Source organism: Luteimicrobium subarcticum (genome assembly GCF_002798015.1).
GTDB lineage: Bacteria > Actinomycetota > Actinomycetes > Actinomycetales > Cellulomonadaceae > Luteimicrobium > Luteimicrobium subarcticum.
This window is the reverse complement of the sequence record NZ_PGTZ01000006.1, coordinates 405072-425118: the sequence shown is the minus strand read 5'-3', so window position 1 is coordinate 425118 and position 20047 is coordinate 405072. Positions and strand designations below refer to the sequence as shown.

Annotated in this window: 13 protein-coding genes; 3 read left to right on the top strand and 10 right to left on the bottom strand. The window is 75.1% G+C overall.

What is annotated here, in order from left to right; translation table 11 throughout:
• Positions 1-13: 13 nt before the first annotated feature.
• Positions 14-1426 (top strand): RNA 5'-3' helicase PhoH2, encoded by a 1413-nt coding sequence (phoH2, locus tag CLV34_RS02590; RefSeq protein WP_100348666.1) that lies wholly within the window; start codon positions 14-16, stop codon positions 1424-1426.
• 65 nt (positions 1427-1491) lie between these two features.
• Here phoH2 and CLV34_RS02585 read toward each other — a convergent pair whose 3' ends face one another.
• The 6 genes from CLV34_RS02585 to CLV34_RS02560 form a co-directional block, all read right to left on the bottom strand.
• Positions 1492-5103, bottom strand: coding sequence for an ATP-binding cassette domain-containing protein (locus tag CLV34_RS02585; protein WP_100349170.1), 3612 nt, complete (start codon positions 5101-5103; stop codon positions 1492-1494).
• Positions 5104-5180: 77 nt separating this feature from the next.
• Positions 5181-5897 carry an ABC transporter ATP-binding protein gene (locus tag CLV34_RS02580; RefSeq protein ID WP_100349168.1) on the bottom strand — a complete coding sequence of 239 codons (717 nt, stop codon included), beginning with the start codon at positions 5895-5897 and terminating at the stop codon, positions 5181-5183.
• The gene (locus CLV34_RS02575; protein ID WP_100349169.1) at positions 5894-6877 is read right to left on the bottom strand and encodes an ABC transporter ATP-binding protein; all 984 of its coding nucleotides are present in this window, start codon (positions 6875-6877) and stop codon (positions 5894-5896) included. The genes CLV34_RS02580 and CLV34_RS02575 overlap by 4 nt, the downstream gene beginning before the upstream one ends.
• 85 nt (positions 6878-6962) lie before the next feature.
• A complete protein-coding gene (locus CLV34_RS02570) occupies positions 6963-9881 on the bottom strand; it encodes an FtsX-like permease family protein (protein ID WP_100348665.1) in 2919 nt (972 codons plus the stop codon).
• On the bottom strand, positions 9878-13177 hold the full coding sequence (locus CLV34_RS02565; protein WP_100348664.1) for an FtsX-like permease family protein: 3300 nt from the start codon (positions 13175-13177) through the stop codon (positions 9878-9880). Before CLV34_RS02565 ends, CLV34_RS02570 begins: the two co-directional genes overlap by 4 nt.
• Before the next feature lie 191 nt (positions 13178-13368).
• Positions 13369-14469 carry an FUSC family protein gene (locus CLV34_RS02560; protein ID WP_100348663.1) on the bottom strand — a complete coding sequence of 367 codons (1101 nt, stop codon included), beginning with the start codon at positions 14467-14469 and terminating at the stop codon, positions 13369-13371.
• Positions 14470-14538: 69 nt separating this feature from the next.
• Between CLV34_RS02560 and CLV34_RS02555 the strand changes: the two genes are divergently transcribed.
• On the top strand, positions 14539-15030 hold the full coding sequence (locus tag CLV34_RS02555; protein ID WP_100348662.1) for a MarR family winged helix-turn-helix transcriptional regulator: 492 nt from the start codon (positions 14539-14541) through the stop codon (positions 15028-15030).
• A 13-nt stretch (positions 15031-15043) separates the two neighbouring features.
• On the opposite strand, the gene CLV34_RS02550 is transcribed toward CLV34_RS02555, so the two are convergent.
• On the bottom strand, positions 15044-15688 hold the full coding sequence (locus CLV34_RS02550) for a TetR/AcrR family transcriptional regulator (protein WP_100348661.1): 645 nt from the start codon (positions 15686-15688) through the stop codon (positions 15044-15046).
• Positions 15689-15788: 100 nt separating this feature from the next.
• On the opposite strand from CLV34_RS02550, the gene CLV34_RS16260 reads away from it, so the two are divergent.
• Positions 15789-16853, top strand: a complete 1065-nt coding sequence (locus CLV34_RS16260; RefSeq protein ID WP_157803669.1) for an ABC transporter permease — start codon at positions 15789-15791, stop codon at positions 16851-16853.
• Between the two features lie 121 nt (positions 16854-16974).
• Here CLV34_RS16260 and CLV34_RS02540 read toward each other — a convergent pair whose 3' ends face one another.
• From CLV34_RS02540 to CLV34_RS02530, 3 genes are all read right to left on the bottom strand, one after another.
• On the bottom strand, positions 16975-18393 hold the full coding sequence (locus CLV34_RS02540; RefSeq protein WP_100348660.1) for a class II fumarate hydratase: 1419 nt from the start codon (positions 18391-18393) through the stop codon (positions 16975-16977).
• Positions 18394-18481: 88 nt separating this feature from the next.
• Positions 18482-19294 carry a TrmH family RNA methyltransferase gene (locus CLV34_RS02535; protein ID WP_100348659.1) on the bottom strand — a complete coding sequence of 271 codons (813 nt, stop codon included), beginning with the start codon at positions 19292-19294 and terminating at the stop codon, positions 18482-18484.
• Between the two features lie 15 nt (positions 19295-19309).
• Positions 19310-19999, bottom strand: a complete 690-nt coding sequence (locus CLV34_RS02530; RefSeq protein ID WP_100348658.1) for a carbonic anhydrase — start codon at positions 19997-19999, stop codon at positions 19310-19312.
• Positions 20000-20047 lie beyond the last annotated feature (48 nt).

Sequence of the window (20047 nt, the reverse complement as noted above, 5' to 3'; positions counted from 1 at the left end):
AGGGAGCCGAGCCATGGACGAGACCCAGCAGGACCTGACCCAGACCGTGCCCGCACCGACGCGGGAGCCGGTGCGGGTCGCGGCACCGGACGGCACGGACGCCGACGGCGAACCGCGTCGGACGTTCGTGATCGACACGTCGGTGCTGCTGTCCGACCCGCGGGCGATCCTTCGCTTCGCGGAGCACGACGTCGTCCTGCCGGTCGTCGTGATCACGGAGCTCGAGGGCAAGCGGCACCACGCCGAGCTCGGCTACTTCGCCCGGTCCGCCCTGCGGATGCTGGACGACCTCCGGATCCAGCACGGTCGCCTCGACACCCCCATCCCGGTCGGCGACGCGGGCGGCACCCTGCGCGTCGAGCTCAACCACACCGACTCGTCCGTGCTGCCCGCCGGGTTCCGGCTGGGGGACAACGACACGCGGATCCTCTCGGTCGCGGCCAACCTCGCCGCCGAGGGGCACCTCGTGACGGTGGTGTCGAAGGACCTGCCCATGCGGGTCAAGGCGTCGGCCGTCGGCCTGCAGGCGGAGGAGTACCGCGCCGAGCTCGCCGTCGACTCCGGCTGGACGGGCATGACCGAGATCGACCTGTCCGACGAGCAGATGTCGCAGCTGTGGGAGAACGAGTCGCTCGAGCTCGCGCACCTCGACCCGACCACCGTCGAGACCGCCGGGCCGCTGCTGTGCCACACGGGTCTCGTGATCCACTCGCCGCGCGGGTCCGCGCTCGGCCGTGTCACCGCCGACAAGCACGTGCAGCTCGTGCGCGGCGACCAGGACGTCTTCGGGCTGCACGGACGGTCGGCCGAGCAGCGCGTCGCGATCGACCTGCTGCTCGACGAGGCCGTCGGCATCGTGTCGCTCGGCGGCCGCGCCGGGACGGGCAAGTCGGCGCTCGCCCTGTGCGCGGGGCTGGAGGCGGTGCTGGAACGCCGCCAGCACCGCAAGGTCATGGTGTTCCGCCCCCTGTACGCGGTGGGCGGCCAGGAGCTCGGGTACCTGCCGGGCTCCGAGGCCGAGAAGATGAACCCGTGGGCTCAGGCCGTCTTCGACACCCTGAGCGCGGTCGTCTCGAAGGAGGTCGTCGAGGAGATCATCGAGCGCGACCTGCTCGAGGTGCTCCCGCTGACCCACATCCGCGGACGCTCCCTGCACGACGCGTTCGTCATCGTGGACGAGGCGCAGTCGCTCGAGCGGAACGTCCTGCTCACGGTGCTGTCGCGCATCGGGCAGTCGTCCCGCGTGGTGCTCACCCATGACGTCGCGCAGCGCGACAACCTGCGCGTCGGGCGGCACGACGGCGTGGCGGCGGTCATCGAGTCGCTCAAGGGGCACCCGCTGTTCGCGCACGTCACCCTCACGCGGTCGGAGCGCTCGGCGGTCGCCGCGCTCGTCACCGACATGCTGGAGCAGATCGAGGTCTGAGAGTCCGCGACCCGTCCCACCAACCGCCTGTCCGGCATCTCCAGCACCGGACGCGGGCTCGCTCGTCAGCCGGCGAGCGAGCCCCACGTCGGCGCGAGCTCGGACCACGGTCCCGTCGCCGCGACGCGTCCGTCGACGAGCACCACGACCCGGTCGGCCTGCGCGAGCGCCGCCCGCTTCGAGGTCGAGCCGATGACCGTGGTCCGCCGGGCGCGCAGCGCACGCCACAGCTCGACCTCGGTAGTGGCGTCGAGGGCGCTCGAGACGTCGTCCGCGAGCAGCAGCTCGGTGTCGGCGGCGAGCGCTCGAGCGAGCGCGAGCCGCTGGACCTGACCGCCGGAGAGGCGCACGCCACGGTGACCGACCACGGCGTGCAGGCCGCCGGCGTCCTCGACGTCGCGGCCGAGGCGGGCGTCGTCGACCGGTCGCTCGAGCTCGCGCTCGTGACCGAGCCGCACGTTGTCGGCGAAGGTCCCCGAGAGCACGCGCGGCGCCTGCGCGATGTGCGCGACCTGGCCGGGGCGGAGGAACACCTCGGGCTCGGTGACGTCGCGGTCGTTCCACCGGATCGCGCCGGTGTGCGGCAGCAGACCGGCGAGCGCCGACAGCAGGCTCGACTTCCCGGAGCCCACCTGCCCGAGCAGCAGCACGAGCTCGCCACGCTGCACGACGAGGTCGACGCCGCTCACGCCCACGGTGCCGTCCTCGTGGACGACGTCGAGACCGCTCAGCTCGAGGCGTTGCAGCGGGGTGCGGGTCACGGGTGGGGGCGCGGGCGCGTCGCCCGTGACGAGGTCGACGCCGTCCGGCACGTCCATGAGGTCCCCGCCGCCGGCGAGGCGCGCGGTCGCCCGCTGCCAGGCGCGGGTGCCGGGCGCCTCGGTCACGACGGCGCCCGCGACCCGCCCGAACCAGTCGAACCCGTTGACGGCGTTCGCCACGAGGATCGCGACGGCCAGGTCCCACACGCCCGCGAGGTACGCGGCCCACGCGGCCACGACGCCGAGCTGGACCATGACCACGGGCACGCCGTCGAGCAGCGCCTGGACCCGGTGCTCGAAGACGGCGGCGCGCACGCGTCCGCTGTCGACGTCCTGGAGGTGGGCGTGCACCTGCGGGGTCCGGCCGGCGAGCTTCACGGTGCGGGCGGACTCGAGCGCCGAGACGAGCGACCGGCCGAAGCGGGCGCGCGCGGCCGACGAGCGGGCCGCAGACCGTCCGGCGACGGGCCGCCCGAGCGCGGAGGCGAGCGCGGACGCCACCATCACCGCGAGGAGCACGAGCCCGGCGATCGCGGTCCCCGCCGCCACGGCGGTCACGACGGCGATGACGAGCCCGGTGCTGAAGTCGACCCACCGGTCGGCATAGCGGGCGAACCGGTCGGCGTCCATGGCGCGCGCGACGACCTCGCCGGGCGGAGTCCGGGTGAGGCGACGGCGGCCGGTCTGACCGACGAGCACGCTCATCCGGACACGCAGCAGCACCTCGATCCACCAGCGGGGGTACCGGTGTACGGCCACGGCGAGGGTGACGGGCGCGATCAGGAGGCACAGGATGAGCAGGACGTCGAGCCGTCGGTCGACCGTGCCCGCCTGGAGGTCCTGCACGATGGTGCCCCAGACGAGCCCGGTGACGGCGCCGAGCGCGCCGAACAGCGACGTGATCGTGAACATGAGGACGGCGACGAGTCCCCACGCGGGGCGCACGACGAGCGCGTGGGCGATGCCGCGTGCCAGCGACGGCCCGTCGCCGGGGGCGGGGAGCACGGGGGCGGTCCCGGTGCGTCGGCGTCCACCGACGGCCCGCGCGTCGTCGGGCACGCTGCGAGGGGCGCCCGGGCGCCCCGACGCGGCACCGGGCGGGTGCTCGTCGCGCGACGGGGCGGCATCCTCGACGACGCCGTCGACGGGACTGTCGACCGAGCCGTCGACCGAGCCCGCGCGCAGGAGGTCGCGGAACGGTCCGGGCGCTGCGGCCAGCTCGGCGCGCGGGCCCGTCTGGACGACGCGTCCCCCGTCGAGCACGGCGACGAGGTCGGCGCGGGCCACGGTGGTGAGCCGGTGCGCGACGAGGATGCCGGTGCGTCCGGCCAGGAGGCGCTGCGACGCGGCGACCACGCGGGCCTCGGTGAGCGGGTCCATGCGGGCGGTCGCCTCGTCGAGCACGACGACCCGCACGTCGCTCACGAGCAGGCGGGCGAACGCGACGAGCTGTTCCTCGCCCGCGGAGAGCTTGGTGCCGCCCGGTCCGAGCGTCGTGTCGAGGCCGTCGGGCAGCCCGGCGACCCACTCGGCGAGCCCGAGCGTCGCCACGGCGTCCTGGATCTGTGCGCGCGGGACGTCGGCGAACAGCGTGATGTTCTCCGCGAGCGTCCCGGCGAGGATCTCGGTGCGCTGCGTGACGGTCCCGACGCTCGTGCGCAGGTCGTGCAGGTCGAGGTCGAGCACGTCCTCGCCGCCGAGCAGCACCGTGCCGGCCGGTGGCTCCACCGCGCGCGACACGAGGGACGCGAGCGTCGACTTGCCGGAGCCGGTCCGGCCGAGCAGCGCGACGGTCCGTCCTGCCGGGACCGTGAGGTTGACGTCGTGCAGGCGGAACGTGCCCTCCGCGTACGCGAAGTCGAGCGCGCGGAGCTCGAGGTCGAGGCCGGTGTCAGGGACCGGCCGCCCGCCGACGGGCTCGACGGGCGCGGCGAACATCTGTCGGATGCGCACGACGGCGCCGAGGCCGGCCTGGATGTCGGGGAGCTGTTCGGCCACGCGGGCGAACTGCCCCACGAACGTCGTCGTGACGAGGAAGAGGGTGACGAGCTGTGCGACCGAGAGGCTGCCCCGCGACACGAGCTCGACCCCGGCGATCCCCACGAGGGACAGCGCGGAGTACAGCAGGAGGCCGGCGCGACGGGTCAGGAGGCGCTCGAGGTCGACGACCCGCTCGAAGCGTTCGTGGACGACCGCGGACAGGCGCGCCAGGCGCCGGACCGCGAACGGCTGGCCGAGGCTGGTGCGCAGGTCGTCGGCGCCGGCCACGCCCTCCTCGAGGGCGGCGGCGTGGTCGGTCCAGGCCATCTCCTCGAGGACCTTGCGCTCCGCGATGCGGGGAAGCAGGCCGCGGATCAGCCACCACGTCGCCAGGGACATCAGGGGGAACACGAACCACGACGGCCACCACGTCAGGCCCGCGACGACCCACATGGGCACCAGCGCGAACGCGGTGCGCAGCACCATCCACACCTGGAGGCGGACGAGGGAGCCGATCTCGTGGGTGTCGTCGTCGACACGGTCGAGGACCTCGCCGACGGCCTGCTCGGTCAGCGTCTCGAGCGGTTGGTGCAGGGCCGCGGCGAGCAGGTCGGTGCGCAGGCGGCCCTCCGCACGGTCGGCCACGGTCGACCACACGAAGCTGCCGCCGGTGAAGAGCACGGCCGACCCGGCGGCACAGACCAGGAGCGCGACGACTCCGCGCCCGGTCGGCTGCTCGGCGAGCCGTCCGGCGACCACGGTGCCGAGGGTCTGCAGCACGGCCGCGACGACGAGCACCAGGAGGGCGGCGAGCGACGCGCGGGAGCGCAGGCGTCGCCAGTCGACCCGGCGGGCGGGGTCGTCGGACGCGGGACGAGCGGCGGCGGTACGGTCAGGGTCGGGCGCGTGCGTGTCCGCCGTGGGGGTGAGGGTCATCGTGTCCCGACGGTAGGCGATCGACCGGGTCCTGCGCTCGGACTTTGTCCGGTCGGTGTCGTCCGCGGGGCAGCGGGTCACTCGGCCAGGACGCGGCCGTCCGCGAGCCGGATCACACGGTCGGACAGCGACATCATCAGGGGGTCGTGCGTCGAGACGATCGCGGTCATGCCCTCGGCCTCCACGACGGCGCGCAGCAGCGCCATCACGGCCTGGCCGGTCGCGGTGTCGAGCTGACCGGTCGGCTCGTCGGCGATGAGGAGGCGCGGGGAGCTCGCGAGTGCGCGCGCGATCGCCACGCGCTGCTGCTGGCCGCCCGACATCTCGCCCGGGCGCTGCTCGGCGTGGTCGCCCAGCCCGACGAGGTCGAGCAGCAGCGCGACGCGCTCCTCGCGCACGGACGCGGGCAGCTTGCGCAGGCGCAGCGGGACGCCGACGTTCTCGGCGGCGGACAGGACCGGGACCAGCCCGAACGTCTGGAACACGTACGACACCACGTCGCGGCGCAGGTCGACGAGGCCGTCCTCGTCGAGCGACGACACCTCGCGGCCGGCGACGACCACGCGTCCGCCGTCCGGGCGGTCGAGGCCGCCGACGCAGTTCAGCAGCGTCGTCTTGCCCGACCCCGAGCGGCCGACCAGCGCCACCAGCTCGCCCGGGGCGATCGTGAACGACACGTCGCGCAGCGCGTGCACGGCGGTGTCGCCGGTGCCGTAGGTGCGGGCCAGCGACTCGACGCGGACCATCGCGTCGGTCGTGGCCGCGGAGGCGGGGGAGGTCACGGTCGTCGTCATCGGGTCGTCTCCTCGTCCGGCACGGTCGGGGTGGCCGCACGCGGCCGGTCGGGCCACAGGGAGATGTGCGAGTCCTCGAGCGCGAGCCGCACGCGGCCGACGAGGTCGAGCGTCTCGCGGTACTCCTGCGGGAGCTGGACCCGGCCCGCGCGGTCGAGCACCGCGAACTCCTCGGCCACGGTGTGCTCGGTGCCGTCCTCGTGCGTGCGCGTGGTGCGTACCACCTCGGACGACGTGCGACCGTCGCGGATCGCGACGGTGCGCTGCACGTGCTCGGACACGCCGGCGTCGTGCGTGACGACGACGACCGTCGTGCCCAGCTCGCGGTTGATGGTGCGCAGGCCGTCGAGCACGTCGGCCGACGTCGCGGTGTCGAGCTCGCCCGTCGGCTCGTCGGCGAACAGGACCTGCGGGCGGTTCGCGAGGCCGACGGCGATCGCGACGCGCTGCTGCTGGCCGCCCGAGAGCTGGCCCGGCCGGCGGTCGGCGCAGGACGCGACGCCCAGCATCGCGAGCAGGTCGGCGGTGCGCGTCGCGCGCTCCTTGCGCCGGACGCCGGCCAGCGCCATGGGGAGGTCGACGTTCTCGGCCGCCGTCAGGTACGGGACGAGGTTGCGCGCGGTCTGCTGCCAGACGAACCCGACCATCGAGCGGCGGTAGTCGACGCGCTGGCGCGCGCTCATGGCCATGAGGTCCCAGTCGCCCACGCGCACCCGGCCCGCGGTCGGGGCGTCGAGGCCCGACAGCACCGCCAGCAGGGTCGACTTGCCCGACCCGGACGCCCCGACGATCGCGACGAGCTCTCCCGCGTCCACCAGCAGGTCGAGGCCCTGCAGGGCCTGCACCTCGATGCCCTCCGACTGGTAGATCCGCACGAGCGAGTCGCACGCCACGAGGGCGTGCTCGCCGAACGTGCCGGGGCGTCGTAGGGCGCGCTCCTCGAGGGCGCCCAACGTGGGTTCGTCGAGCTTCGTCGTCATCGCCGCATCCGTTCGTCGATCCTGTCCACCGCGTCCGTCGCCGCCCGGGGCGCCGGCGGTCTCGTCCGTGTCGTCGGTCGCCCCGTCATCGTTCGCCCACCCGGAGCACGTCGCCGAGCCGGTCACGCCGCCGCGCCGCGGACTCCACGCGGACCGCGACGACGAGCGAGACGCCCACGACCACGACCGCGAGCGCGGGCGGGAGCCACGACACGGCGAGCGCGACCGTGCCGGGACGCCCGGTCGCGACGTCGAGCCCGAGGGACCGGGTGAGCAGCCCGGGCACGGCGATGCCGACGAGCGTCCCCGCGACCAGCGTCGCGACCGCGAGGGGGACGAGCTCGCCGAAGGTCATCGACCGGGCGGTGCGCGCGTCGAGACCGAGCGTGCGCAGCGCCGAGATGGTCCGTCCGCGCTCGCCCGACGTGGCGACGACCGTCAGCGCGAGGGCGAGCGCGGCGAGCAGCGCGAGCGCGAGCCCCGTGCCGACCAGCAGCGCGACGAGCGTCGCGTTGAGCGGTGCGGTGCGCGTCGCGTCGACCCAGCCGGCGTGCGTGGTGACGTGCAGGTCCGCTCGGTCGTCGAGGCCCGCGGCGTGCACGGCCGAGGCGGCGCCGGGGCCGTCGACCCAGACGGTCGTGATCGTCGTCGGGGCGGGCTCCTCGCCCTGGTCGGCGGCCTGCGTGCCGTCGGCCGCCCGGGCGGTGTCGAAGGCGTCGAGGGTCGTGCGGTCGACCAGGACGAGGCCGTCGGCGACCGTCGGGGTGGTGGAGGTCGTGGCGGTTCCCGGGACGATCGGTTCGACGTCCGGACCCTCGGGGACCTCGCCGACGACCCGGAGCCGCACCTCGCCCGAACGGGTGAGCACCTCGGGCTGGTAGGCCGAGGTCGCCGCCGCGAGGGACGGCGAGACGAGCACCGGGATCTCCCCGTCGGACGCCTGGTCGAGGTCGGTCATGCCCGGGGCGGGGTTCCAGCCGTGGGCGCGCAGGATCGTCGCGAACGCGTCGACGTCGACGGCCTCGACGTCGGCCGTGACCCCGCTGTCGCCGCCGAGCGACCGGGCGTGGCTGAGCGCGACGGCGGCCACCGCGGTGACGCCCGGCGCCTGGCGCAGCGCGGTGACGTCGGCCTCGGTCGCGGGCCCGTCGACGCGCACCGCGGCGCCTACCACGGACCGTGCCGCGTGCTCCTGGCCGTGCCGGACGGTCTCGACGGTCGTGCCGCAGAAGACGAGGAGCGCGACGGCCACCGTGAGCGTCAGCAGCGGGATCGCCGTCCCGGACGCCGCCCCGGCGCGTGCGGTCGCGACGACCGGGACGAGCCCGCGGCCCGCCTGCGCGCGTCGGGAGAGGGCGCGCAGCACGGGTGGCATCACGTGCAGCAGGACGATCGTGGCGGCGACGGCCAGCAGCAGCGGGGTCGCTGCGAGCAGCGGGTCGACGTGCGCCGTCCGGGTCTCGAGCAGTCCGCGGCGCTGGACGGACACGAGCGCAGCGAGCGCGACGACGACGAGCGTGAGCTCGGCCGTCACGCGCCGGGCGCGACGTCGGCCGAGGAGGCGCCGGCGGTCGGCGCGGTTCGCCGGAAGCCGCCGGCCCGACCATGCGCGGTGCACGAGCGCGGCCGCCGTGACGGGTGGTGCGAGTGCGGCGACCACGGCGACCGCTGCTGCGGCGGTCCACGAGCCCCGGGCGTCGGGCAGGATCAGCCAGGCGGCGAGCGCGCCGACGCCCGCGGCTCCGAGCGTGAGCGGGACGCTCTCGACCGCGGCGCGCAGGGCGACGGACGCGGTCGACGCGCCCCGGGCGCGTTCGGCCAGCAGGGACGTGCGCCGCCGTTCGACCAGCAGGCGGGCTGCGAGCACGAGGGCGAGCGCACCGACACCGGCCAGGCCCAGCACGAGCACCGAGCTCTGCGCGTCGGCCGCGGCTTGCCGGGCGTCGTACGCGACGAGGACGTCGAGGAGCGTCGTCCGGACCGTCGGGGCGGAGACGAGCCACTGCGTCAGGACGTGGGGCTGGGCGAAGACCCGCCGGAACGACCGTTCGAGGGACTGCGTCGAGCCCGCGTCGATCGTGTCCGGGGCGACGGGGAACCGGAGGCTCTCCGTGAAGCTCTGGTTCATGTACCAGCGCTCGGCGTCCTCGAGCGAGCCCGCCGTCAGGAGCAGCCCGACCGTGCCCTCGGTCGTCGCGTGCGGCGCTGGAGGGGTGGCGGCGAGCAGATCGGGGTGGTCGACCCAGACTGCGGCCGAGGGGTCGACCGGCGTGTACAGGCCGCTGACGACGACGTGGGTGGCGGCGCCGTGCGCCGGCAGGGTGAGGGCCAGCGAGGTCCCGACGTCGATCCCGAGGTGGTGCGCGGCGGTGCTCGACAGGCCGACCTGGACCTCGTGGACGACGGCGGCGTCGTCGTCCACGTCCTGGCCGGAGGTCTCGTGCACCGGGACCACGGCGGGCGCCGACCCCGCGACCCAGCGCACGGGCGGCGTGGTGGACGTGCCGTCGGTGACGTAGGCGAGACGGGTGGAGAGGTGGTGCGCGGCGCCCGAGGCGTCGGTCCGGGTCGCGGTCGCCGGCTGGCTGGTGATCGAGGAGACCGCGGGCGCGTACAGGTCGCCGACCGCGCCCGTGAGGTTGTCCCCGACGGCGTTCGCGTCGTCCTGGAGCCCGAGGGCGGCGTCGGTGCCGTCGGCGGAGCCGGGGTCGTCGTCGCTCGTGACCGGCCCTCCGGGTTCGACGACGACGTCGGCGTCGTGGCCGGCGGCGGCGACCATGCCGTGCGCCGCGTCGTCCGCCGAGCGCAGCAGCACCCGCGGCATCAGCAGGGCGAGCGCGACGGTCGCCGCGAGCAGCGTGGCGGCCAGCGCGAGCAGGCCGATGTCGGCGCCCGCGCGCCGACGCGGGACGAGCAGCGCGTCGGCGGTCGTCGCGCGCAGCCTGCGGCGCACGGAGGGCGCCGACGGGCGACGGCCCGAGCGGGGACGGGTGGTCGTCGTCATCGGTCGTCCCCCAGGCGGAGCAGCTCGCCGGAGGCACGGCGCAGCAGTGCGTTGGTCGTGGTCGCGACGGTGACGCCCACGAGCACGACGAGCACCACCAGCAGCCGGAGCTGCGTGGTCCAGGCCGCGTGCAGGAGCACCGACGGCACGGGAGGGCCGCCGGACGCCGACACGGTGACGAGCGGCACGATCACGCGCCCGAGCAGCGCGCCGAGCGCGAGCCCGGCGACGACGCCCAGGCTGCCGAGCACGGCGTACTCGGTCAGCACGGACCGCACCAGCCCGCGGCGCGAGGCGCCCACCGCCTGCAGCCGCGCGAGCTCGAGCCGTCGCGTCCGGACCGAGAAGGTCGCGCTCAGCGCGAGGCCGGCCACCGCGAGGCCGACGCCGGCCACCGTGACGATCCACAGTGCGGCCACGACGCCGACGTGGAGCGGCCCGACGGTGGCGTCCTCCCGCGCTGCGACGCGCGTCGTGGCCGCACCGACGTCGACGAGGTCCGCCGCGACGGCGTCCGCGTCGGCGTCCGGCACCTGCAGCCACCACTCGTCGGTGAGCGACGCGGTGCCGCCGGCGAGCAGGTACGCACGGGCCAGCGTGGTGGAGTCGGCCAGGATGCCGTCGGTCCCGGGCTCGCCCGGCAGGTGGTCGACCGTTCCGGCGACCGTCACGTCCACGGTCGCGTCACCGAGGTCGACCGTGAGCTGGTCGCCCACCTTGCTCCCGACGGACGACAGCAGACCGGGCGTCACGAGCACGGGGCCGCTCGACGTCGCCGCGGGCGTGGTGACGGCGAAGAGACCCATGCCGCTGGAGCGCGCACGCACCGCGTCGACCGACTCCGACAGGCGGAGCGCGTCGCCGTCGTGCGCGACGTGCGTGACGGAGGAGCCCGCGTCCGGGCCCGTGATCGGCCCGGTGAGGCCCCTCGCGGTCCAGTCCACGCTGTCGAGCGGCACCGGGGCGGCGTCGGTCGCGTCCCCGCCGGAGGGGACCACGCGCAGGTTGCTGACGGTCAGGTCGAGGCCGAGGCCGTCCGCCGTCCTGGCGAGGGTGATCTCGTCGGCCGCTGTCGGCATGACCGCCACCTTCACGCCGACGAGCGTCGACCCGGCGGCGGCCGACCCCAGCGGCACGACCACGTCGGACGCCGTGCCGTCGATCTCCTGGGTGCGCAGGTCGACAGAGGTCAGGCCGCCGTGCGCGTCCTGCACGACGAGCGAGACGAAGAGTCCGCCGGCCAGGGCCGGCGTGCTCGAGGAGGTGAGGTCGAGCACGAGGTCGGTCGGTGCGCCCGGCAGCGGCACGCCCTGGAGCGCGGTCGTCGGGTGCAGCGCGGCGGTCGAGCGCGACCAGCCGGCGGCGTCGGTGCGTCCCCGCAGGAGGTCGTCGGCGTGCGTCGTGTCCACCGCGACGAGCTGCTCCTGGACGAAGCTGCTGGTGGCCCACGGGGAGCCCACGGTGACCGACCGGTCCGTCACCGCGGCCGCGCGGCGCACGTGCGGCGCGGACGAGACGGTGGCCGATGCCGCGAGCGGCGTGCGGGCCGCCGAGACGACGCGGACGTCGGTGCCGACGGCGAGGTCGGACTGGTCGAGCTGCGAGCCGTGCCACGTCGCGAGGAACGACTGGGCGAACGTGCCGCCCCCCACGACGAGGGTCAGCAGCAGCATGGCGCCCGCGGCGCGCCCGGGGCGGCGGGCGACCTCCCACGCGGCCAGCGGCCCGACGAGCGCGCGGCTGCGTGCGGCGGCCCGCTCCCACAGGCGCGCGACGTGCGGCAGGAGCCGGAGCGCCAGGACGCCCCCCGCGAGCAGCACGAGCGCGGGCGTCACGACGAGCACGGGGTCGAGCGAGCCGATGCCGTCCACGCCGCCCGGAGCGGGCGTGCGGTAGGTCCGCAGCTGCACGAGGGCGATCGCGGCCAGCACCACGAGCGCGAGGTCGGCGCCCGTGCGCGCGAGCCCGCCGCCGCGGTTCCGGCGGACGACCTGTGGGTCCGCGTCCACGACGTCGGCGCGACGCGTCAGCACCGGTCCGAGCAGGACGCCGGCGAGCACGAGGGCCGTGGCGGCGCAGGTCACCCAGAGCGCCCGGGGGAGTCCAGGGTCGGTGTGCAGACCGGCGCGCTCGAACGGCCCCACGCCGGTGACGACCCGGTAGAGCAGCGACGACAGCCACGGCGCGATCGCGGTCGTGACGACCGCGACGGCGAGGGACTCGAGCGCGGCGAGCCGGAGGATCTGGCCGTTCGTCGCGCCGCGCGACGCCATGAGGGACTGTTCGGCGGCGCGACGCTCGGCGAGGAGGCGGGCCGCGAGCAGGAGGACCGTCACGGTCAGCACGACGAGGACGAGCCCGACGATCACGAGGCCCACCTGGGTGATGCCCAGCGCGGTCTCTGCAGCGTCGATGGTCTGGGGTAGCTGTGTCGTCAGCAGGAAGCTCGCGACGCCGTCGGGCGTCGCCGCTGACAGCGTCGCGCGGGCGGTCCCGAGGCGGTCGCGCAGCGAGGTCACCTCGGCGGCGGCCGTGTCCCCGAAGCGCGGCGCTGCGACGAGGTCGGCCTGGACGAGCGTCGCCCTGCCCGAGGTGAACGCGTCGGGCGTCACGAGGAACGGGCCCCACGCCTGGGTGCGGGCGGTGTGCGACGACCCGACCACGGGGTGCGACGGGTCGTGCGTGGCTCCGGCCAGCACGTCCCGCGACCACGGGGCGAGCGCGCCGGTCCGCTCGAACGTGCCGGTCACGACGAACGTCGCGGGTCCCGACCCGGCGGCGTCGCTCGCCCGCACCACCGAGCCGACGTGCCAGCCGTAGGCCTGGGCGGCCTCCTGGGGGATCGCGACCTGCAGGTGCCCCGCGGCGTCCGTCGCCGACGTCGGCAGGCTGCCGTCGACGAGCCGGGTGCCGTCCGCGACCACCGGGTAGGAGGCGACGTACACGTACGGGGCTCGCGCCTCCGCGGTGCCGTCGACCTCGTACATCTGCGAGGAGAGCCACGCGGTGCGGTCGACGGGCAGCGACCCGAGGAAGTCGTCGAGCGCGGCGTTCCCCGTGCTGAGGACCGAGGGCCCGGCCGTGTCGTCCTCGAGCATGTACCGGGCGTCGATCTCGCGCTGCGCGACGGGCTGGCGCTCCAGGCCGATCTCGAGCGCGCGGTGCTGGCCCGCGGAGAGGAGGAGTGCGAAGGTGCCGAGCAGCGTCGCGCTCACGACCGTCACCGCCAGCACGGGCAGGAACAGGGCACGCTGCGCGAGCGCGCGGTGCCGGAGCACGTTCCAGGTCCAGCGCACAGAGCCCCTCCGCCTCGTCGTCGACTGGGCCAAGGGTGGCGGCGCCGGGAGCAGGCTCCGACCGAAGTTCGTGGGAGCGCTCCCAAGCTTGTGACCTGCTACGCCCCTGCCTGCTGGGGCACATGATAGGCACAGGTCGGGGTGCGCCGGGTAACGCGGTGACGCGTGAAGACGGGCCGCGGGCGCGGCAGCTACGCGGCGCTCGCAGCCCGGTGCGGGAGGACGAGCAGCACAAGGACGCCGACCGCGACACCGAGGAGGGTGTCGAACGCCCGCTGCCCGGCGAGCTGGGCGGGGTCGACCGAACCGGCGAGGGACACCATGAGCAGGGCCATCGGCGTGATGGTCAGCATGGCGATGCCGTAGTGCCGCGCCACGATCAGCTCGGTCACGACCTGGAGCGACGCGATGACCAGCGCGAGGGCCCAGAAGGGCAGGTGGACGTCGAGGACCGCCCAGGCGAGCACCGCGCCGACGGCGGTCCCGGCTCCGCGGTGCAGGGCCCGCACGACGACCTGGGTGTGCGAGGTGCCCTGCAGGACGGCGGTCGCACCGACGGCGGCCCAGCCGGGGTGACCGAGGCCGACGGCCTGCGCGGCGACGGCACCGACGAGTGCGCCGAGCCCGGTCCGGGCGGCGGTGAGCTGCCAGTCGGCGACGGGCGGCAGCGCGGGGGCGAGGGGCATGCGGGCGCGGGCGCGTCCGGCGGCGGTGCGCGCGCCGACGGCGGCCACGACGAGGACGGCGACGAGCGCGCCCGCGACCGTCGCGACCGTGCGCTGGGCGACGACGGCGCCCGTGGGGTCGCCGAGCAGGCCGGCGGCGGCGGCGAACACCGGCAGGGTGGCTCCGGGCGGTCCGGTGCGCAGGGCGGCGGAGCCGGCGCAGGCGAGCCACGCGACGGCGCCGAGAACGACGGGCACGGCCCACGTCGCGAACGTCGCAGAACCGTGCGTGGCGAGGGCCCAGGCGACGGCGCTCGTGGTCGCGACGACGGCGACCTGGAGCAGCCCGGCGGCACCGACAAGACGGGCGCGGCCGACGGGGTCGGCGAGGCGGCCGTAGACCGCGGCGATCGCACCGAGGGCGGCGAACCCGGAGACGTCGCGGTGGCCAGCGAGCGCGGCGAGCGCGATGGCGACGAGCACGGTCAGCCCGGCGCGCAGGGCGACGAACAGGTCGGCGTGGTCGGCGTTCCCGGGGTGGACGACGAGGCTGGCGCGCCAGGTGGAGCGCCAGGCGGTGCGCGCGGGCGTCGAGGGTGCGTCGGGCAGGGTGGCGGAGGAGGTCATCGCCCCCCAGTCTACCGGTTGATTCAAAGATAGTTCACTAGTAAACGAACTGTTCCGTATCCTCGTGCCATGGACTACGTCGACCGGCTGCGCGCCGAGTGGGCCGAGCGCCTCCCGGACGTCGACACGTCGACCGTCCCGGTCATGGCACGGGTCACGCGCATCTCCGCGCTCTTCGACGAGCTCGCCGACCGGGCGTTCGCCGCGCACGGCACGACGCGGGCCGAGTTCGACGTCCTCGCGGTGCTGCGCAGGGCCGACCGGCTGCTGCGCGCCCGCGAGATCACGACCGTCACGCGGGCGCCCGCCGCGTCCGTGACCAAGCGGCTCGACCGCCTCGAGGGCGCCGGTCTCGTGAAGCGCACCGTCCCGGACCACGACCGCCGCGGCGTGCTCGTCGGGCTGACCGCTGCCGGGCGCGACCTCGTCGACACCCTGTTCCCGCAGCAGGTCGCCCGCGAGCGCTCGGTGCTCGCCGACCTCGACGACGACGAGGTGGACGTCCTCGCCGGCCTGCTCGCGCGCGTCCTGGGGCGGCTCGAGCTCCCGGACGGCGGCTGACTGCAGCCCCCCGCTACGGGCGGGGCGCCCAGGACCGCGCGAGCGCCGCGAGCCCGCGGGCGAGCGCGGCGCCGTCGGCGTCACCCACGACGTGCCTCTGGACGATCGTGCCGATCGGTGCGGCGAGCAGGGCGAGCGCGGCGTCGTCGGCGGCGTCGTCGGGGACGGGCGCCGACGGGTTCCAGGGTGCGGCGGTCACGAGCCCGCGCAACCGTCCGCGCAGCTCGACGAGGCGGGCGGCGACCTGGACGCGGAGCTCCTCGTCGGACATCGTCTCGGCCCAGGCGAACAGCGCGATGCGCGACGTGTCGATCCCGGCTCCCGAGAGCAGCTGCATGACGCGGTCCACGACGGCCCCGGCGACCTCGGCGCCGTCGAGGGGTTCGGCGCCAGGATCCCCGGCGGTCTGCGTGATCTCGGCGCTCGCGGCGTCGAACGCGCGGAGCACGCGGGCGAGGGCGTCGTCGACGACGGCGTGCACGAGCGCCGTCTTGCTCGGGAAGTAGCCGTAGACGGCGCCGGCGGAGAGCCCGGCCTCGCGGATGACGTCGTCCATGGACGTCTGGTGGAAGCCGTCGCGGGCGAAGCGGGCGCGCGCGGCGTCGAGGATCTCGGTGCGGCGTGCTTCGCGGTATTCCTCGGAGACGCGTGGTGACATGCTTCTCACTCTAAACCGAACGATCGTTCTTGACCGGGGACCACCGCGGTGCGATGCTGGATCAAGAAGAACGAACGTTCGTTTTAAAGGAAGGGTCGTCATGAGCACCACCACCTGGCGCAAGGCCATCGGGCTCGGGGGCGCGCTCGCCCTGCTCGTCACGCTGCTCGTCACCGCGTTCGCCTACCCGGCCGCGCGCGCGGGCGCGCACGACGTCCCGCTCGCGCTCGTCGCCCCCGACACGAGCGCCGCGCAGGTCGAGCGGGCCCTCGACACCCGTGCACCCGGCGCGTTCGACGTCACCCGGTACGCCGACGAGGACGCCGCGCGGGCCGCCGTCGCCGACCACGACGTCGACGGCGCGCTCGTCCTCGCGCAGGACGGCGTCCGGCTCGACGTGGCGTCCGCCGCGAGCCCCGCGGTCGCGCAGCTCCTCGAGCAGGCCGCGACCGGGACGGCGACCGCCGCCGCCCAGGCCGCGGGCCGGGACGTCCCCGCCCCGGTCGTCACCGTGACCGACGTCGTGCCGTCACCTGCCGACGACGCCCGCGGAGCCGTGCTCGCCGCGGGCGTGCTGCCCGCCGTCATGGGTTCGATGGCGACGGGGATCCTCGCCTCGCTCGTCGTGCGCGGTCGCACCCGACGGCTCGCCGCGATCGGTGTGGCTTCGGTCGCCGCCGGCCTGCTCGTCGGCGCGGTGCTCGGTCCGTGGCTCGGCGCTCTCCCCGGCTCCTACGCGGCCGTCGCAGGGATCGTCGCCCTCGGGACCGCCGCCGGCGCGCTCGTCGTCGCCGGGCTCGGGTCCGTCCTCGGCCGCGCGGGGCTCGTCGTCGGCGGCGTGCTCGTGATGCTCATGGGCAACCCGTCGTCCGCGGCGGCGTCGGCTCCCGAGCTGCTGCCCGGTGCGTGGGGTGCGGTGGGGCCCTGGCTCCCCGCCGGGGCGATGGTCTCGGCCCTGCGCGAGGTCACCTTCTTCGGTGGCGCGCACGCCGCGGCACCGCTGCTGACGCTCGCCGCATGGGTCGTCGTCCTCGGTGCGGCGCTGCTGCTCGGGCGCGCCGGGAGGGGGGCCACCGGGGCGTCCGACGCAGAGCGGGCGGAGGAGGAGGAGGCGTCCGGAGCGGGGGAGGCGCACGGTCACCGGCTCCTGCCGACGCCCGCCTGACCGGGATCACTCCCAGGCACGCACCCCCACCTGTCGAGAACGTGATCGTGGCCCCTCCAGCACGCTGGAGGGGCCACGATCACGTTCTCGAGGGGCACCTCGTGGGCACCGAGCGGGTCGGTCAGCCCTGCGGCGGACGCGTCATCGACAGCACGTCGAGCGCGGTGTCGAGCTGCGCCTCGGTCACCTCGCCTCGCTCCACGAACCCGAGGTCGATGACGGCCTGACGCACCGTCAGGCTGTTCGCGACGGCGTGCTTCGCGACCCTCGCGGCCGCCTCGTACCCGATGACCCGGTTGAGCGGTGTGACGATCGACGGCGACGACTCCGCGTACGCACGGGCGGCCTCGACGTTGGCGACGAGGCCGTCGACGGTCTTGTCGGCGAGCACGCGGGACGCGTTCGCGAGGAGGCGGATCGACTCGAGGACGCCCTGCGCGATCACGGGGATCTGCACGTTGAGCTCGAACGAGCCGCTCGCGCCCGCCCACGCCACCGTCGCGTCGTTGCCGACCACGCGCGCGGCGACCATGAGGACGGCCTCCGGGATGACGGGGTTGACCTTGCCCGGCATGATCGACGAGCCCGGCTGGAGGTCCGGGATCGAGATCTCGCCCAGGCCCGTGTTCGGGCCCGAGCCCATCCAGCGCAGGTCGTTGCAGATCTTCGTGAGCGACACCGCGACGGTGCGCAGCGCGCCCGACAGCTCGACGAGCCCGTCACGTGCGGACTGCGCCTCGAAGTGGTCGCGCGCCTCGGTGAGCGGCAGACCCGTGTCCTCGACGAGCAGGGCGATGACGCGCTGCGGGAAGCCGGCCGGCGTGTTGATGCCCGTGCCGACGGCCGTGCCGCCGAGGGGGACCTCGGCCGCGCGGGGGAGGGCGGACTGCAGGCGCTCGACGCCGTAGCGGATCGCGGCCGCGTAGCCGCCGAACTCCTGGCCCAGCGTGACGGGCGTCGCGTCCATGAGGTGGGTGCGGCCCGACTTCACGACCTCTGCCCACGCGGTCGCCTTGGCGCCCAGCGCGTCCGCGAGGTGCTCGAGAGCCGGCACGAGGTCGCCGACCACGCCGGCGGTCGCGGCGACGTGCACGGACGTCGGGAACACGTCGTTCGACGACTGCGACGCGTTGACGTGGTCGTTCGGGTGGACGTCACGGCCGAGGCTGCGCGTCGCGAGCGTCGCGAGGACCTCGTTGGTGTTCATGTTCGAGCTCGTGCCAGACCCGGTCTGGTAGACGTCGACCGGGAAGTGGCTGTCGTAGCGCCCGCTCGCGACCTCGTCCGCCGCGGCGACGATGGCGTCGGCGACGTCCTGGTCGAGCACGCCCAGCTCGGCGTTGGCGCGCGCCGCCGCCTTCTTGATGCGGGCGAGCGCCTCGATGTGCGACCGCTCGAGCGGGGTGCCGGAGATGGGGAAGTTCTCCACGGCGCGCTGCGTCTGCGCCCGGTAGAGGGCGTCCGCGGGGACCCGGACCTCGCCCATCGTGTCGTGCTCGATGCGGTACGCGGCGTCGTCGCCGGTCACTGGAAGAGTCATGCTCTCTATCGTGCCGCACCCGTCCGGGTGCTCCGGCGCCAGCACCCCGTGACGGGGGTCACACCGTCTGCCGGCACACCCTTCGCAGTCACACCCCGCGCTGACGCAGCGCCTCGTAGAGCACGACGGACGTCGCGGTCGCCATGTTGAGCGAGCTGGCCGCGCTGGCCCGCATCGGGATACGTGCCACCACGTCGCACGCCTCGCGCCACGGTGCGCTCAGCCCACGGGTCTCGTTGCCGGTCACCACGAGGGTCGGCATCGTGAGGTCGACGTCGCGCAGGTCGACGTCACCGTCCTCGTCGGTGCCGACCACCTGCACGCCGTCGCCGAGCGCGTCGATCCGGTCCGTGACGGCGGCGGCCGACGCCGCTCCGACCACCGGCACCGCGAACACGGAGCCCGTGCTCGCGCGCACCGCCTTCGGGTCGTAGGGGTCGGCTGCGTGACCCGTCACGATCACGCCGTGGCCGCCGAACGCGTCGACCGACCGGACGACCGTGCCCACGTTCCCCGGGCTGGTCGGCCGGTCGAGCGCGACGGCGAGCAACGCGTCGTCGCCGGCACGGGAGGCGATCCCGTCGAGGTCGTCGGACGGCAGCCCGACCACGGCGAGCAGCTCGGGGGTGTCGTCGTCCTTGCCGCCGAGCTCACGCAGCAGCTCCGGGGCGACCGCGAACCGCTCCGCGCGCACCCGGCTGGTGAGCTCGCTCGCCCAGGACGACAGGCTGCCCTCACCGTCGATCAGCCAGGCGCGCACCGGCAGGCCCGCCTCGACGGCGAGCGTGATGGGCCGCACGCCCTGCACGACGGTCGCCCCGGCGCGGTGACGCTTGTTCCGGTTCGTCAGCAGGGTCTGCCACTGCTGGAACGTGGCGTTGCGGACGGTGACGCGCTGCACGGCGGGCTCCTCGGGTCAGCGGCTGATCGGCTGCTCGGCGACGTCGCCGTCGACCTCGACGAGGTTCGCGACGCCCTCGGCGAGGTCGTACTGGACGCCCACGATGGCGAGTCGCCCCTCGGCCACCGCGCTCGCGAGCGCACCCGAGTACGAGTGCAGCATCTCGACGGTGTGCTTGACGTGCTCCGTCAGGAGGGTCGCCGGACTCATCGCGGCGACGGCCTCGGCCCCTCCCTTGGTGACGCCGACGATCGACGGGATGACCCGGTCGGTCACGGCGCGGACGAAGCCTGCAGGCTGCTCACCCGTCATGAGGGTGTGCACGGCGGCGCCGACCGCGCCGCACGAGTCGTGTCCGAGCACGACGATCAGGCTCGCCCCCAGCACCTCGACGCCGTACTCGATCGAGCCGAGCACGGTCGTGTCGATGACGTGCCCCGCCGTGCGCACGACGAACAGGTCGCCGAGACCCCGGTCGAAGATGATCTCGGCGGCGACCCGCGAGTCCGAGCAGCCGAACACCACGGCGAACGGCGCCTGCGACGCTGCGAGCTCGCGCCGGCGGTCCACCCCCTGCGACGGGTGCATGACGTCGCCCGAGACGAACCGGCGGTTTCCCTCGCGGAGCTGACCCCACGCCATGGCGGGCGAGCCGGGCGCGACGTCCGGGGTGGTCGAGGGGAGTGAGGCGTGGTTCTCGGGCATGGTGTCCGGTCCTGTCCTGGTCGAGGGTCGGTGGTGTGTTCGGGGTCG